We start from the raw sequence: 16,129 nt of genomic DNA, 5'->3' as shown, positions 1-16,129 counted from the left end.
GCATCCGGCTGTCAATGGGGAGAGCGGGCGATGTGCAAGAATTTCGGTGACGGAACCCGGCGGCTGTGAACAACGATGACAACGCGTCGGCGAATGTCGCCGAGTTGACGCGCCTGCCGCGTTGCCGATAAGTGGACCCGTCGTGGTTCTTCGGGAGACGTTCTTCCGAAGCTAAGAGGGAAGCCGGTGCGGCCGCAAGGCCAAAGCCGGAGCTGCCCCCGCAACTGTAAGCGGCGAGCCGCTGTCCAACAAAGTCACTGAGACCTCATGAGGTTTCGGGAAGGCCGGACAGCAGCATGGACCCGCGAGCCAGGAGACCTGCCTCGACAACATACACGTCCTCGGGCGGGGTGTCCCGGTGGTGCGGTTGCGATTCCGCGCGCGCTGCCGTAGCGGAATCCAGACGTGTCACTTCGGCCTTTGCCCCCAACTTTATGGGGTTAAGCCAATGTCTACTTCCACAGTCTCCACTTCACTTCCCGTCGCTTCCCTCGGCACGCCGCGCATCGGCCCACGCCGCGAGCTGAAGTTCGCGTTGGAAAGCTTCTGGTCGGGCGCGTCAGACGAGAACGCGCTGATCGAAACCGGCGTCGGCCTTCGCGCCGCGAACTGGGCGCGGCAGAAAAAGCTCGGCGTCAGCGTGATTCCGTCGAATGATTTCTCGTTCTACGATCAGGTGCTCGACACCTCAGTGATGGTCGGCGCAATTCCGGACATCTATGGCTGGAATGGCGGCCCGGTGCCGCTTGAGACTTATTTCGCGATGGCCCGCGGCGCGCCAGACAAAGCGCATGAGCCGGCCTGCGGCCACGCCCATCACGGACATGAGACCGGGCATGGCGTGCCGGCGCTGGAAATGACCAAATGGTTCGACACCAACTATCACTACATGGTGCCCGAACTGGCGAGGGATCAAAAATTCATGCTCGCCTCGCGCAAGCCGATCGAGGAATATGAGGAAGCGAAAGCGCTGGGTTATCAGACCCGCCCCGTGCTGCTCGGTCCGGTCACCTTTCTCAAACTCGCCAAGAGCAAGGACGCCGGTTTCAATCCGCTGACCCTGCTCGATCGCTTGCTGCCGGTCTATATCGAGGTGCTGCGCGAACTGGCTTACCGGGGCGCCGAATGGGTGCAGATCGACGAGCCATGTCTCGTGCTCGATCTCGATATCGTCGCGCAGCAGGCGCTGCACTACGCCTATGTGGAGATTGCGCGCGCCGTGCCGCAGCTCAAGCTCATGCTGGCGACCTATTTCGGCAGCCTCGGCGGCAATTGTGAGACCGCGCGCGCATTGCCGGTTGCCGGCCTGCATCTCGATCTGGTGCGTGCGCCGGAGCAAATCGACGGCCTCGCGGATTTTCCAGGGGATCGCGTGCTGTCGCTTGGCATCATCGACGGCCGCAACATCTGGCGCGCGGATTTGGGCCGGATCCTCGACCGGCTCGAACCCGTGATTGCGAAGCTAGGCAACGACCGCGTGCAGATCGCGCCTTCCTGCTCTCTGCTGCATGTCCCGATCGATCTGGCGCTTGAGACCGGGCTCAATCCCGAAGTCAGGAGTTGGCTGGCATTTTCGGTGCAGAAGCTCGAGGAATTGGCCACGCTCGGGACCGCGCTCGCCAGTGGCCGTAGCGTCGTCGAAGCCAGCCTGACGGCCTCCGATCGGGCTGCTGCCGCGCGCAAGTCTTCGCCGCGCATTCACGATGCAAGGGTAGCGGCGCGCGTCGCCGGCATCACTGAGCCGATGCGCTTCCGCGCCAGCATATTTGCCGAGCGCGCGACCGTTCAGCGCGCCCGTTTCAACCTGCCGCCCTTCCCGACCACGACCATCGGCTCGTTCCCGCAAACCGCCGATATCAGGAATGCCCGCGCCGCGCACACCAGGGGCGCGCTGACAGACGAGGCCTACAAGCTCTATTTGCAGAACCAGACCGCCCGCACCGTACGCTGGCAGGAGAATATCGGCCTCGACGTGCTGGTGCACGGCGAGTTCGAGCGCAACGACATGGTGCAGTATTTTGGCGAACAGCTCGCGGGCTTCGCCTTCACCACGCATGGCTGGGTGCAATCCTATGGATCGCGCTACGTCCGCCCGCCGATCCTGTTCGGCGACGTCTCGCGCCCGAAGCCGATGACGGTCGAGTGGTGGCAATACGCCCAGTCGCTGACCAAAAAGCCGGTGAAGGCGATGCTGACGGGACCCGTCACCATCCTGAACTGGTCGTTCGTCCGCGATGACATTCCGCGGAGCCGCGCCTGCCAGCAGCTCGCGCTCGCCATCCGCGACGAGGTCGTCGACCTCGAAGCCGCCGGCGCCGGCATGATCCAGATTGACGAGGCGGCGCTGCGCGAGGGCCTGCCGCTACGCAAATCCGAATGGAGGGCCTATCTGGAGTGGGCGGTCGATGCCTTCCGCCTCTGTTCGTCCGGCGTGCGCGACGAGACCCAGATCCATACCCACATGTGCTACTCGGAGTTCAACGACATCATCGGCGCGATCGGAGCGATGGATGCCGACGTGATCTCGATCGAGACCTCACGCTCGAAGATGGAGCTGCTCGACGCGTTCAGGGATTACCGTTATCCGAACGAAATCGGCCCCGGCGTCTACGATATCCATTCGCCGCGTGTGCCCGAGATCGGCGAGATGACCAGCCTGCTCAAGCTCGCCCGCGAGCGGCTTGCCGACGCCCAGATCTGGATCAATCCGGATTGCGGACTGAAAACGCGTAAATGGGAAGAGGTGCGCCCCGCGCTCGCCAACATGGTCGCCGCCGCTCGCGAGTTGCGGGCGTCCGTATAGCGCGAATTCGCTGCGGCGTAGGGGCGGGCAAAGGCGCACTTCGCACCGTGCCCACCACCTATCGAGATCGCCGACGTGAATGGTGGGCACGCTTCGCTTTGTCGGCCCCACGGCTTTATGATTACCACGGCAGATCGAAGGAGACCGCAATGCGCTTCTGGATTCAATGCACGCGATTTGAGACGGGGCAATCTACCCACATCAACATTGCGCTCGTCGGCAGCATGTGGCGCGATGGCGAGCGCACCGTGCTCGCCTTCGTTGGTGGCGATGGGCAGACCATCGAGGTGATCGAGACGCCGGAACACATCCTGGCTGTACATCTCGGGGCACCAGCCACGGCGCCATGACGGCTCATAAAAAACGCGGCGTTTCCGCCGCGTTTCGTGTTCGAGATGCGATCCGCTTACGCCTGCGGCTGCGGCTCCAGGCCGGGGTCCGGATCGGGACGCGGGCGCGGCTTGCCAGCCGGCGGCACGGCGGAGGCGCGCGGCGTGCTCGGCTCCAGCACCGACTCGCGGTTGGGCTTCTTGCCCTTCAACAGGTCGATGATCTCGTCGCCGGTCAGCGTTTCGAACTCGAGCAGCCCCTTGGCCAGCGTCTCGAGGTCCTCACGCTTCTCGGTCAGGATGCGCGTGGCCTCGTTGTAACCTTCTTCGACCAGCCGCTTGATCTCCTTGTCGATCTTCTGGACCGTCGCTTCCGACGCGTTCTGGGTGCGCGACACCGACATGCCCAGAAACACCTCGTCCTGGTTTTCGCCGTAGGACACGGTGCCGAGCTCTTCTGACAGGCCCCAGCGCGTCACCATCATGCGCGCCAGGCGCGTTGCCTGCTCGATGTCGGAAGCAGCGCCCGAGGTGACCTTCTCGCGGCCGAAGATCAGCTCTTCCGCGACGCGGCCGCCCATCATGATGGCGAGCCGCGAGGTCATCTGCTCGAGCGACATCGACAGCTTGTCGCGCTCGGGCAGTTGCATGACCATGCCGAGCGCGCGGCCGCGCGGAATGATGGTCGCCTTGTGGATCGGATCGGTCGCGACGACGTTCAGGCCGACGATGGCGTGACCGCCCTCGTGATAGGCCGTCAACAGCTTCTCTTCCTCGGTCATGACGAGCGACTTGCGCTCGGCGCCCATCATCACCTTGTCCTTGGCTTCTTCGAACTCGGCCTGCGTCACCATGCGCTTGTTGCGGCGGGCAGCGGTCAGCGCGGCCTCGTTGACGAGGTTCATCAGGTCGGCGCCAGAGAAGCCCGGGGTGCCGCGCGCGATGGTCTTGAGGTTGATATCCGGCGCCAGCGGAACTTTCCGGACATGCACCTTGAGGATCTGCTCGCGGCCGACGACGTCCGGATTGGGCACCACCACCTGGCGGTCGAAACGGCCGGGACGCAGCAGCGCGGGATCGAGCACGTCGGGCCGGTTGGTCGCCGCGATCAGGATCACGCCCTCATTGGCTTCAAAGCCGTCCATCTCGACCAGCAACTGGTTGAGCGTCTGCTCGCGCTCGTCATTGCCGCCGCCGAGGCCGGCGCCGCGATGACGACCGACCGCATCGATTTCGTCGATGAAGATGATGCAGGGCGCGTTCTTCTTGGCCTGCTCGAACATGTCGCGGACGCGCGAAGCGCCGACGCCGACGAACATTTCGACGAAGTCCGAACCGGAGATCGTGAAAAACGGCACGTTGGCTTCGCCCGCGACCGCGCGCGCGATCAGCGTCTTACCCGTGCCAGGAGGGCCGACCAACAGCACGCCGCGCGGAATCCGGCCGCCGAGGCGCTGGAATTTGCCGGGATCGCGCAGGAATTCGACGATCTCCTGCAGGTCCTGCTTGGCCTCATCGACGCCCGCGACGTCCTCGAAGGTGACGCGGCCATGGGCCTCCGTCAGCATCTTGGCCCGCGACTTGCCAAAGCCCATCGCCTTGCCGGCGCCGCCCTGCATCTGCCGCGACAGGAAGATCCAGACGCCGATCAGGGCGATGAAGGGCAGCCAGGAGACGAGCAGCGACACGAACCACGGCACGTTGTCGCCGGGAGGCTTTGCGGTGATCGAGACCTTGCCGTCATAGAGGCGCTTGACCAGCGTCGGGTCGTTCGGCGAATAGGTCTGGAACGAGGAGCCGTTGGTGAAGGTGCCGTGGATTTCCGGCCCCTGAATCACGACGTCGCGAACACGGCCCTGGTCGACCTCACTCAGGAGCTGTGAGAACGAGATGTCCTGCGAGGATGCGCGCTGACCCGGATTCTGGAAAAGCGTGAACAATGCCAATAGCAGCAAAACAATGATGACCCAGAGGGCGAAGTTGCGCAGATTGGCGTTCATTGATCTTCCTTCGTGGTCGCGCGGATCGCGGCCCTATGTCCTTGGCAGTAGCCCTTGAATATTCCTTGGGAGGCGAGATTCCCCGGTCCACTGCATCCAATCTAGGTGGCGCCCGGGTCAATGCCAAGGGAACCACACGGGACTATTTAACGCATCTTAACGCGATTCCCGTTCAAAAAATGGCGCAAAAGCCGAGGTTTTTCCGGGGTGGTTAAGGCTCTTCGTCCCAATATCGCGGATATTGCCACACGGGAACGCTTCTCACGGCCGCCTGCCCCGGCGCGGCGGCGCCGGATCGATATGAATTCGGCCTCTGATCAGGCTGATCGCCGCCCCGGCAAGCGTTTGTTTCAGCTTTGTGTGCTTGTGGCCGTTTGCGATGGCATTGTCCAGTACCGTCAGCAGCGCCTCGAGCTTGCCGAGTTCCGCCGGCCCTTCGTGACCGGACCGGTCGATCGCGCGCTTGAGCAGCCGAAGCCGGATTTCTTCGGGCAGACCGGCAAAGGCCTGCGCATCGAACCCGAAGCGCGCGGCATCATCGGGATCGCTCAAGGCGAGATAGCGCTCGGCGCCGTCGGCCAGTACTTCAATCGCGGCATTCGCCCGCGCCAGCCTCGCTGCCAGCCGCGCCAGGTTTCGGCTGTCGCCGCCCTCCTCGGCCAGCGCCGGCATCAAGGCGCGCAGTCGCGGCCGCGTGAAGCTCATGTCGCGATTGGTGGGATCGTCGGCAAAGGCAATCTTCGCCTTGTCCAGCGTCGCAACGAGTCGCGATTTCGGGATGTCCAGCAACGGCCGTGCCAGCCATACGCCGTCGCGCTCGATCTCGCGCGACATCGCCGCTAGACCGGCGATGCCGCTGCCGCGCAGCATCCGCATCAACAGCGTCTCGGCCTGGTCGTCACGGGTATGCGCAGTGAGGATATGGGTTGCGCCGCTCGCTCGGGCGGCTTTCGCCAGCAAGCGGTAGCGCGCCGCGCGGGCCGCAGCCGGCAAGCCGGTCTTCGGCTTAGGTCCGGTCCAGCGCAGCGTGCGATGGCGCACATCGATCGCGCGTGCGAGACGCTTGACCTCGCGCGCCTCGCGCGCAGCCTCAGGTCGCAAACCGTGGTCGACGGTGACGGCAATCAAGCGCGGCCCGCGCGAGAGCGCACGGCGCCAGCGGGCGGCGAGCCACATCAGGGCAAGGGAATCGGGCCCGCCGGATACCGCCAGCACCAGCGCGGGCGCGGCTTTCCACTTCGCGAACAGCTCTTTCGCTTGCTGCACCGAGATCGGCGCGTGGTCGTCGTCAGGCATGGCATCGCCAGTCTATCCGAGGCCGATGGCGGCCTCGACCGGCTTCCGCTTTAGCACTTAACCCGCTTTTGCTCACGGTCCACGGCGGCTTTGACGCCCGCAGATGCGCGCGGATATTTCCGCGTGACTTCGCCGAGCGCCGCGCAGGCGGCTTCCTTTTCCTTCAGCGCCGCCAGCGATTGGCCGAGCCGCAGCAGCGCATCGGGCGCCTTGGCCGATTTGTCGTGCTTGCTGGTCACGCCGAGGAACGCCTCGGCGGCATCGCGGTATTGCTGGCGCTGGAAGTAGCTTTCGCCGAGCCAGTATTGCGCATCTCCAACCAGCGGATCGCTCGGGTATTTCTGTGCAAAGTTCTTCATGGTCTCTTCGGCCAGCGCATAGTCCTTGCGCTGCATGTAGCCGATGCCGAGATCGAACTCGTCCTTTGAGGTCGCCGAGGGCGGCAGCGTGGTGAGCGCGGCGCTGGCGCCGGGCCCGGGGCCGCGTTGTGGCGGTGCCGCTGCAGCGGGCGGCGGCAAGGCGCCGCCGGCATCGCGCGGGCCGCCGAGATTGAGCGGCTCGCCAGGCCCGCGCCCACCGGGGACGCCAACTGCCGCTTCGCTCGAGATCGGCAACTGACCACCGCCGAGCGCGCGCGGCGCGCCGGGGGCGTTTGGATTCTGGTTCGGGTCGAAGGCATCGCCGCGCCGCCGGCCGCCGGCCGCCGGTTCCTGCACGATGGGCGCGGGCGACGCGATCTGCGGCTGCCGGTCATAGCCGGGCTGCGCCTGCGGGTAGCCCTGCGGCTGGCGATAGCCCTGCTGCGGATAGCCGTGCTGCGAATCTGCCGCCGGGCCGGGTTGAGCCGCAGGCGGCGCCGCGGCCACGCTGGGTTGCGCCACGGGGGGCTGGCCGCCGCCCGGCGCCGGCGGCGCAGCGCCGAGCTGGCGCAGCCGCTCCTCAAGCTGCCGGTTGCGGTACTGCAGCTCCTCGTTCTGGCCGGTCAGCTGCCGGAGCTGGTTTTCCAGCCGCTGGATCCGCATTTCCGCGTCGGCATCATCGGACTGTGGCTGTCCCTGCGGGTAGCCCTGCGGAGCGCGTTCGCGTTCCCATGGAAACGTGATTTGTGCAGATGCGGGCTGCACGGACAAAGCCAGCATCGCGGCTATCGCCGCGGCGCCCGCTGCATTGAGGATTCTGGATGACATTTTGCCCTGACGACGGAAATCACGTGTCAAACGAAAGCAGAACACATTGAGTGGGGGAGTACGCCGGAATTGTGACTGGCGTTTCCGAATCGGCTCACTGGATCCCGGTATGGTTTAGTATCTCCTTCAAGACAAGCCGCATGGCCGGGCGGGCCGTTCACAAATCGAGGGGGCCCTGCATCCGCTGCCCGACGCTAGTGCTCGGCGGTGAGGGCGATCCAATGCATCCGATCGAGAGCCAGGCGGACATCGCCGCCGCGCTACCGCCGCATCTCGTGCAGTTCGAAAGATTCGCGGATTGCGGGCATGGCGTGGTGCCCGATGCGCCGGAACGAGCGTTGGCACTCATCCGGAATTTTATCCTGAGAGGCTAGATCAACTTCTTGGTGCATTTCCTTAGCCTGAGCCGGCATCCACTTGGCCCGACAGCGTAATGCCAAACGAAACCGGCGCCTAAAGGCGCCGGTTTTGAAAGCTTGCGGAAGCTCTCAGCTCAGGCGCCGGCATTCAGCACCGTGACGGCGCGGCGGTTCTGCGACCAGCAGGAGATGTCGTTACAGACCGCGACCGGACGCTCCTTGCCGTAGGAGATGGTGCGCATGCGGTTCGGATCGATGCCGCGCGAGGCGAGATAGCTGCGCACCGACTGGGCGCGGCGTGCACCGAGCGCGATGTTGTATTCGCGGGTACCGCGCTCGTCGGCATGGCCTTCGATGGTGAACGAATAGCGGTTGTAGGTCTGCAGCCACTGCGCCTGCTTGTCGAGCGTTGCGATCGCCTGCGGGCTCAGATCTGTCTGGTCGCTCTCGAAGAACACGCGGTCGCCGACATTGACCACGAAATCCTGCTGGCTGCCCGGGGTGGCCGCACTCGCCATCGCTCCATCAGCGCCGACGTTGTTCTTGGCGCAGGCGCCCATCGACAGCGCCACAGCGACCACAGCCGCCAGCTTCCATCCCTGGAGGATACGCATCTGGTATTTCATTCCGGAGCCTCCACGCTCACGTTTTTCGACTGTTATCCGGTCTACAGCTCGATGGTTAAACGAACGTTCCGTCAACCTTGATGGAACCTTGCCAGACCCGATCAAATGCCGACAAACCGTGAAAAGCGACTGCGATAGTTAATGGTTTGTAAATGTGGCGCGAGGGTGAAGGCAAGTGCGCATGGGCCGAAATCACCGGATTTGCGGCGTTCGGGCAACGGGTGGCATGACGAGCAGCGGATTCGGATAGGGCCTATGGGCCTGGATCGTCTGGTCCGTCGTTGTCCGGCCGGTTCAGGAAGTCGGAACGATCGAGGCCTGCTCGAAGGATGTGACGACCCCACGCGGCGAGAAACGGCGCTCGCCGGCGCGCTGAAACAGCATCCGGCGCTCGACCGATGTTGAACGCATGATGGGAAAACGGGTCATGACCTTTTCCCGCACGGTCCGGTAGTCGGACGCCAGCAACGACACTTTTGGCAGGAAGCCCGGAAACGAACGCGGTTCGGCGATGACCTCGGACATGAATACCCGGCGATAGAACGCCTGGTGCTCGGCACGAACGAGCGCGAGGCCGGTATCGGCATTGAAATGCTCACATGCCAGATAGGCCAGCCGCACCGTCAGATAGGGAAGGTCAGGAAACCGCCTCGCTTTTTCGGGGTCCGCAGCCAAACGAAGCGGATCGATGAAAACTTCGCCTTGATCGAGGCGCGGGTGAAGAACGTCGCCGAACAAATCGGCTGAACCGGAAATCCGGCATTCTGACGTTACGACGTTGAGGCGGATAGAACTACAAAGTTCTCCGTCAACATAGATTCCGAATATCCAGGCGTTGGGCGCATCGTCGTAATGATCGCTGACGCGCCGAGACTCCGACGGCGCGGTTACTCCGCCATGCAGATAGGCTTTGTAACGCATCAAATAGATGCAATCCTTTTCCTCTGGAGTTTCCATGAGTCGGTAATCGACGCGATCAGATAACCCCGACTCCGGCACAAAGAGCGAAGTGCGCGGTTCGGCGCTGGGCTTCATCTGATAACTCCTGACCTTCGACAACAACTTCCACGAGTACTAAAAGATTAACGGCTCCTTAACAAAAATGCAAAGGCTTAGACACGTTAGGGTTAACCTTGCAGCCCGCAAAAACCCGGGGTAGCTGTGTCGATAGCACGAACACACTGGGATTGATCAGGCTGAGGTCAGGCGATCGATCGCGAAGGGACAATGACCAACTGATCGTCAGGCATGCGGCGACCATGCGACGCATTGAGCAACTGCCGGACGCGCACGGCCGGGACCGGCGGGCTGAACAGATAGCCCTGCGCTTCCGTTACCGCTCCGTCGGCGCTGATCAATTCGAGTTGCTCGTTGGTCTCGATGCCCTCAACCACGACCGACATTCCAAGATCGGCTGAAAGCCGCGCCACGCCGCGCAGGAGCGTCAGCGGACGGTCGCTATCGATCCCTTCCAGGAAGGAGCGGTCGATCTTCACCTTCTGCAATGGGAAGTTGTGCAGATAGCTGAGGCTCGAATAGCCGGTGCCGAAATCGTCGAGCGAGATCCGCACGCCGAGCGAATGCAATTGCGACAGCACGTCGTGGGTCAACTGCGTGTTACGCAGCAGCGAGGATTCGGTGATCTCGATTTCGAGCCGGTTTGCGGGCAGACCGGAAACCTCGAGCGCATAGCGGACTTCGCTGAGCACATCGCGCTGATGGAACTGCTGCGGCGAGAAGTTGACGGCGACGCTGACGCCTTCGGGCCACTTCATGCATTCCATGCAGGCCTTGCGCAAGATCCAGCGGCCGAGATCGACGATCAGGCCCATGTCCTCGGCGATCGGAATGATGTCGGTCGGCGACACTGTGCCGCGAACTGGATGATTCCAGCGTATCAGCGCCTCGCAGGTCGATATCCGGCCGGATTTGAGATTGACCAGCGGCTGGAAGAACAGCTCGAACTCCTCGTTCGCCAGCGCCTTGCGCAGGTCCAGTTCGAGGATGCGGCGGGATTCGACGATTTGCGCCATCTCCTCGCGGAAGAAGCAGAAGGTGCCGCGGCCGTCGGCCTTGGCGCGGTACAGCGCCATATCGGCATTTTTCAACAGGGTGTCGGCGCTGACGCCGCGCGAGGTCATGGCGATGCCGACGCTGGCGCCGATCTCGACCAGATGGTTGTCGATCTTGTAGCGCTCGCTCAGCCGATCGACGATGCGCCGCGCCAGACCAGCGGCGTCATCGGCGGACTGGATGTTCTGCTGGAATACAACAAACTCGTCGCCACCGAAGCGAGCCACGAAATCCTCGGGCCGCAGCATTTCACGCAAGCGACCAGCCACGGCGCACAGCAACTGGTCGCCGCAGGGATGACCGAGCGTGTCGTTGACCTGTTTGAACTGGTCGAGGTCGATGAACAGCAGCGCTGACAACTGTTCGGCGCCCTGATGGCCCGCCAGAAGATGTCCGATCTCGTCGCGGAAGTTGACCCGGTTGGGGAGTTCGGTCAGTTCGTCGTAGCGGGCCAGATGGCTGATCCGGGCTTCCGCGTCCTTGCGCTCGGTGATGTCCTCCACCAGCATGACGGTGCCGCCGTCGGCCATCGGCTGGAACGTCCAGGACAGCGATCGGTTCTTGCTGAAGTCCGGATCGGCCGTGATGATTTCGGTGGCCCGGGAATCGTCGACTTCTTGCAGGATGAGGCTGGCGCTCGCCGCCGAGATCGCGCCGGAGGCGACGCAGGCGGAGACGATGTCGCTGGCACCGCCTTGCAAGAATTTATCGGACAAGTTCATGATCTCGGCGAAACGATGATTCATCACCGCAAGCCGGCCATCGGCGCGAAACATGCACAGCCCATGTGGCATGTTGTTCAGCGCGGCATCGAACTGGCCGGCCAGCGCCGCCTCGCGCTCCCGTGCCACAAGCGCCTGCATGAATATTCTGTGCAAGTTGGCCGAAATTTGCAGAACAGCCACGAGAAATGCGGCGCACACGACTGACATGGCCATGTAATAGGGCGTACCACGTAACGCCAGCGCGATTACAGTTGGACCAAAGATGAGTGCAGCCTGCAACTGGAATATCCACTGCCGTCCATAGGCCCTGCCCGCACCTAACGCCAGGATCCCGGTGGTGACGGACAAGCAGATCATATGGGCGAGCGCATCGTCACTGACCAACAGCGTGGCGGAGCACCATATGCCGAGTGCAGCCGCCTGGATCATCGCCCCCATCAGATGGCGCTTCTTCCACAGCGCAGCTTCCTCAACGGTCGGGATCGATTTGCGCGCGTGGTAGCGCTGCAGGACAATCGCGCGGACGACGCCTGCGAAGACGAGAAGCGCGACACACGCCCAGATGAGGGTTTCTCCCGTCTTCAGCGCGGTCATGGCTGCCGCGCCGGCTCCGAAGACGAGGCCCGTCAGCATCGGAGCGGAAGTCTCAAAGAGCGAATCGATCAACGCCGCGCGAAGATACGGCGACGTTTGTTGATCCGGCTCTCCGCTCTGATTTGCGAGCTGCATGTGGAAATGTACTGGCGTCCTGTCGGAGGCGTAGTGTTACCCTCTGGAGATGAAGTCTTTCTGAGGGAACATCGTTACCAACACGTTGCCTTTCACCAGCCCGCGACAAAATTCTCCTGAAAAATCATCGGCCTAGGCAATGTTTGCCATTAACGCCAAGGTGGTCCGGGCAGACGGGTTCCATCAAGACAACAATGGCGACCAAGCCGGATCGGAGGCGAAACCGGGCGTTGGTACCCGCAATTCGTTACGACCAGAGATATCGACCGTATACAACGACGGCCCGCCGCTGCCGCCGGGATCGCGGAAGAACATCACCACCCGCCCGTTCGGCGAAAAGGTCGGACCTTCGTTGTGGAAGCCCGAGGTGAGGATCCGTTCGCCCGAACCGTCGGTCTTCATGATGCCGATCGCGAACACGCCGCCGCCCTGCTTGGTGAAGGCGATGTAGTCGCCGCGTGGCGACCAGACCGGCGTCGAGTAGCTGCCGTCGCCGAACGAAATGCGCTGCGCGCCGCCGCCGTTGGCCGGCATGACATAGATCTGCGGCTTGCCGCCGCGGTCGGATTCGAAGCAGATCCGGCTGCCGTCCGGCGAATAGGACGGCGAGGTGTCGATCGCCGGCGTATCGGTCAGCCGCGTCATGGATTTCGAGCGCAGGTCCATCACGAACAGGTTCGAGTTGCCGCCCTGCTGCAGGCTCATGATGATGCGCTGGCCGTCCGGAGAGAACCGCGGCGAGAACGACATGCCGGGGAAGTTGCCGACGATCTCGCGCTGCCCGGTCTCGACGTTGAACAGATAGACACGCGGATCGCCCTGGCCAAACTCCATGTAGGTGATCTCTTGCGTCGACGGCGAGAAGCGCGGCGTCAGCACCAGATCGGAACCCTTGGTGAGGTAGCGGACATTGGCGCCGTCCTGATCCATCAGCGCCAGCCGCTTGACGCGGCGCTCCTTCGATCCGGTCTCGTCGACGAACACGACGCGGCTGTCGAAATAGCCCTTCTCGCCGGTCAGGCGCTCGTAGATCTGGTCGGAGATGATGTGGGCGATGCGCCGCCAATATTCCGGCGAAGTGAAGTATTGCTGGCCGGCGAGCTGCTGTTGGGTGTTGACGTCCCAGAGGCGGAATTCGGCCTTGAGGCGGCCGTCGCCTTGACGGGTCATGCGGCCCAGCACCAGCGCCTGCGCGCTGATCTGCTTCCAGCTCTGAAATTGCGGCGGGTTGTCGGGATTGGTGATGCGCTCGATGAAGGCGGCTTGATCGATCGGCGCGAACAACCCGCTGCGCTTGAGGTTGTTGGTGATGACCTGAGACACGCCGACGCCGACCTCGGCGTCACCCGGCGTGCCCGCCACGAAATTCGTAATCGCGATCGGAAGCGGCGTAAACTCGCCCTCTTGAATTGGCACCCGCTTTGGTGCCTGCGCGAACGCATTGGGACCGCCTGCAAATGCGCCAAGCGCAGCCATACCAGAAAGAACCTGCCGGCGGCTCGGGCGGAACGACATGTTCGGCAATCCATCTTTATAAGTCATCGCTTCGATCTTGCTCATGTGTGATCGCCCACCGGCGAGCGCAATCAGACTTTTTCCTTGAACACCGGCGCGAAATATTTCCATTCGTCATAGAACGCCGCCGGCAGCTTGTACGGCTGGCATTCGATGATCGCCCGCAGCGCGCTTTCCTGGTAGACCCGAAGGTAGGGTGTCGCCGGAACCCCTTCCGGAACCGGCGCGCCTTCGAGCGTGCCGTCGCGCTTCAGACGAATGGCAAACGCAACTTCAGGCTTCTGCGACTCGATCCCGCCATAGGGCTTCTTCCAGCAGCGTTCAACCTGCCGCTGGAACATCGAGCCCCAGGTGGCGGAATTATCTGCGGCTGCACCCTTGGCCGTGCCGAGCGCGGCATTGGAATTCATCGTGTCGCCGGTCGCGGCCTGGCGCGTCGGGTCGCGCTTGTCGAGCAGCGCCGCGATCTGGCTCTGATCGAAGTGCCGTTCCACGATGCGCTGCTGCTTCGGCGGCTCCGGCGGCTTGGCGGCCTGCACCGGCTTCGGCGGCGGCTTCTTCTCTTCCTTCTTGATGGTGTCACCGATCTGATCGACCTTCGGCGGATCAGGCTTTTTCTCGACCTGCTTCGGCTCTTCCTTCGGCTTCTCGACGACTTTCGGCGGGTCGGGCTTCTTCTCGACCGGCTTTTCCTCGGCCTTCGGCTGCGGCGGTGCCGCAGTCTCCGTCACAACAGGCGCTTTCTCGGTGATCTTGCCGACGGCGTCATCGACGGGCTTCGCTTCGGCGAGCTTCTCGACCAGCGGCTTCGGATTTTCCTTCTTGCCGGTCTTCATGCCGGCCATCACCTTGGCAAGCTGATTGGAGTCAACCACATCGACCGCAACCGAATCTTCGGGCGGCATTTCGAGCGCCTTGGTCGAGAACGACAGCATCACCCACCCCAGCACGAGCACGTGCAGGGCAACCGACGCCAGAACCGTCTTGTCGACCTTGACCTTCACTTGCGCTTTCCCGCTCCCAAGTTTTCCCCCAAGTCAGCCCTCGCGTGCTGCATGGCTCAGGACCCCTGCTCCGGCACGATCACAATGTTCGCCTTGAACCCCGCCTGCCGAATATACCCCAATAATTTCATCATATCCGTGTAGCAGACGTCCTTGTCCCCACGCAGGTATACCACCCTCTCGGCCTCCGATCTGGTCTCCTTGATCGCCGTGATCTTGGGCAGGAGCTCATTGGCCGGGACCAGCGTGTCGCCGAGATAGAGTTCGATGTTCGAATTGCAGGCACCGCCGGTGCGCTTGACCGACAGCGTCAGCGGCGGCGCGTTGGCCTGGAGCTGTTTGCCGCCGCCGGCCACGGGAAGATCGATGTCGATGGTCGAGGTCATCAGCGGCGCCGCCACCATGAAGATGATGAGCAGCACCAGCATCACGTCGACCATCGGCGTGACGTTGATCTCCGCCATCACGGCGGCACGACGCCGGCCGCGGCGTCCACCGCCGCCCCCAGCCGAACCTGCCATGTTCATCGCCATGATCTTAATCTCACGATGCGCTCGTCATGTGCCGTCCTACGCCCGCTCGTCGATCTGGCGCGACAGGATGGCTGAAAATTCGTCGGCGAAGCCTTCCAGCCGCTGCGCCTGCCGGTTCACCTCGGACGTAAACTTATTGTAGAAAATGGTCGCGGGGATGGCAGCGATAAGCCCGATAGCGGTCGCAAACAGCGCCTCCGCGATGCCGGGCGCCACAACTGCCAGCGAGGTATTTTTCGAGGCGGCGATCGACTGGAAGCTCGACATGATACCCCAGACGGTTCCGAACAGGCCGACGAACGGCCCCGCCGAACCGACGGTTGCCAGCACCAACAGCCGCCGCTCCAGCCGCTCGACCTCGCGCGCAATCGAGACGTTCATCACCTTCTCGATCCGCATCTGCAGGCCGGCGAAGGAGCGCGACTGGCTCTCGAACGAGCGCTTCCATTCGCGCATCGCTGCGACGAAGCAGGCGGCCATCGATTGCGTCGGTTTCGCCGACAACGCGCGGTAGAGCTCCTCAATCGATTGACCGGACCAGAACGCCTGTTCGAAGCGGTCCATCGACCGCTTGGTGCGCGAATAAAGGAAAATCTTGTCGATCGCGATCGCCCAGACCCAGACCGAGCAGGCCAGCAATCCCAGCATGACGGTCTTCACGACCCAGTGCGCCTGCAGGAACAGCGCGATCAGCGACACGTCGGCCGAGACCATCGGCAGGGCTGACGGAGCCACGTCGGCGGGATTCATGAGCGGTATCCTCTCAACGCAAGTGTCCCTAATTCCTCCGGGAGCAAATGGCTGCCGGTTTCACAGCCGCGCGTCGGGCGCGGCGATTTGCGCCAGCGCGAGAAGCCTCTCTTGTGTCGCATGGGGGGCCCGCCGAAAGCCGGGCCTTGCTTCCCCTGCCAACATGTCAAAACGAGGGCTGTCAGCGCGTCATTCCGTCC

13 protein-coding genes and 1 riboswitch are annotated in these 16,129 nt (G+C 63.1%); of the genes, 3 read left to right on the top strand and 10 right to left on the bottom strand.

Going from position 1 to position 16,129, the window contains the following annotated elements:
• Positions 1-126: 126 nt before the first annotated feature.
• A riboswitch (cobalamin riboswitch) is annotated at positions 127-340 on the top strand.
• 108 nt (positions 341-448) lie between these two features.
• Positions 449-2,803, top strand: a complete 2,355-nt coding sequence (metE, locus tag HCN50_RS11770) for a 5-methyltetrahydropteroyltriglutamate--homocysteine S-methyltransferase (RefSeq protein WP_171709796.1) — start codon at positions 449-451, stop codon at positions 2,801-2,803.
• Between the two features lie 149 nt (positions 2,804-2,952).
• Positions 2,953-3,153 carry a hypothetical protein gene (locus HCN50_RS11765; protein WP_171709795.1) on the top strand — a complete coding sequence of 67 codons (201 nt, stop codon included), beginning with the start codon at positions 2,953-2,955 and terminating at the stop codon, positions 3,151-3,153.
• Positions 3,154-3,209: 56 nt separating this feature from the next.
• Here HCN50_RS11765 and ftsH read toward each other — a convergent pair whose 3' ends face one another.
• The 3 genes from ftsH to ybgF form a co-directional block, all read right to left on the bottom strand.
• Positions 3,210-5,132 carry an ATP-dependent zinc metalloprotease FtsH gene (gene ftsH / locus HCN50_RS11760; RefSeq protein ID WP_171709794.1) on the bottom strand — a complete coding sequence of 641 codons (1,923 nt, stop codon included), beginning with the start codon at positions 5,130-5,132 and terminating at the stop codon, positions 3,210-3,212.
• A 261-nt stretch (positions 5,133-5,393) separates the two neighbouring features.
• Positions 5,394-6,428 carry a tRNA lysidine(34) synthetase TilS gene (tilS, locus tag HCN50_RS11755; RefSeq protein WP_171709793.1) on the bottom strand — a complete coding sequence of 345 codons (1,035 nt, stop codon included), beginning with the start codon at positions 6,426-6,428 and terminating at the stop codon, positions 5,394-5,396.
• A gap of 50 nt (positions 6,429-6,478) precedes the next feature.
• Positions 6,479-7,615 carry a tol-pal system protein YbgF gene (ybgF, locus tag HCN50_RS11750; RefSeq protein ID WP_171709792.1) on the bottom strand — a complete coding sequence of 379 codons (1,137 nt, stop codon included), beginning with the start codon at positions 7,613-7,615 and terminating at the stop codon, positions 6,479-6,481.
• Positions 7,616-7,665: 50 nt separating this feature from the next.
• On the opposite strand from ybgF, the gene HCN50_RS11745 reads away from it, so the two are divergent.
• Complete coding sequence (locus tag HCN50_RS11745) at positions 7,666-7,989, top strand: alpha/beta fold hydrolase (RefSeq protein ID WP_376700278.1); 324 nt, start codon at positions 7,666-7,668, stop codon at positions 7,987-7,989.
• 119 nt (positions 7,990-8,108) lie between these two features.
• On the opposite strand, the gene pal is transcribed toward HCN50_RS11745, so the two are convergent.
• The 7 genes from pal to tolQ all read right to left on the bottom strand — a co-directional run bounded on the left by pal (position 8,109) and on the right by tolQ (position 15,929).
• Positions 8,109-8,600 carry a peptidoglycan-associated lipoprotein Pal gene (pal, locus tag HCN50_RS11740; protein ID WP_171709790.1) on the bottom strand — a complete coding sequence of 164 codons (492 nt, stop codon included), beginning with the start codon at positions 8,598-8,600 and terminating at the stop codon, positions 8,109-8,111.
• A gap of 294 nt (positions 8,601-8,894) precedes the next feature.
• Positions 8,895-9,635: an N-acyl amino acid synthase FeeM domain-containing protein gene (locus HCN50_RS11735; protein ID WP_171709789.1), complete on the bottom strand. Its 741-nt coding sequence runs from the start codon at positions 9,633-9,635 to the stop codon at positions 8,895-8,897.
• A gap of 167 nt (positions 9,636-9,802) precedes the next feature.
• Positions 9,803-12,127, bottom strand: a complete 2,325-nt coding sequence (locus HCN50_RS11730; protein ID WP_171709788.1) for a putative bifunctional diguanylate cyclase/phosphodiesterase — start codon at positions 12,125-12,127, stop codon at positions 9,803-9,805.
• A gap of 183 nt (positions 12,128-12,310) precedes the next feature.
• Entirely contained in the window at positions 12,311-13,642 is a 1,332-nt protein-coding gene (gene tolB / locus HCN50_RS11725; RefSeq protein WP_171709994.1) for a Tol-Pal system beta propeller repeat protein TolB, read from the bottom strand.
• A 71-nt stretch (positions 13,643-13,713) separates the two neighbouring features.
• Positions 13,714-14,646, bottom strand: a complete 933-nt coding sequence (tolA, locus tag HCN50_RS11720) for a cell envelope integrity protein TolA (protein ID WP_171709787.1) — start codon at positions 14,644-14,646, stop codon at positions 13,714-13,716.
• A gap of 56 nt (positions 14,647-14,702) precedes the next feature.
• Entirely contained in the window at positions 14,703-15,179 is a 477-nt protein-coding gene (locus HCN50_RS11715) for a biopolymer transporter ExbD (RefSeq protein WP_171709786.1), read from the bottom strand.
• 36 nt (positions 15,180-15,215) lie between these two features.
• Entirely contained in the window at positions 15,216-15,929 is a 714-nt protein-coding gene (gene tolQ, locus HCN50_RS11710) for a protein TolQ (protein ID WP_171709785.1), read from the bottom strand.
• Between the last annotated feature and the right edge of the window lie 200 nt (positions 15,930-16,129).

This window comes from Bradyrhizobium archetypum, from assembly GCF_013114835.1.
Lineage (GTDB): Bacteria > Pseudomonadota > Alphaproteobacteria > Rhizobiales > Xanthobacteraceae > Bradyrhizobium > Bradyrhizobium archetypum.
Note: the sequence above shows the minus strand (reverse complement) of the source record. Positions and strands in the feature narration are given on the sequence as shown.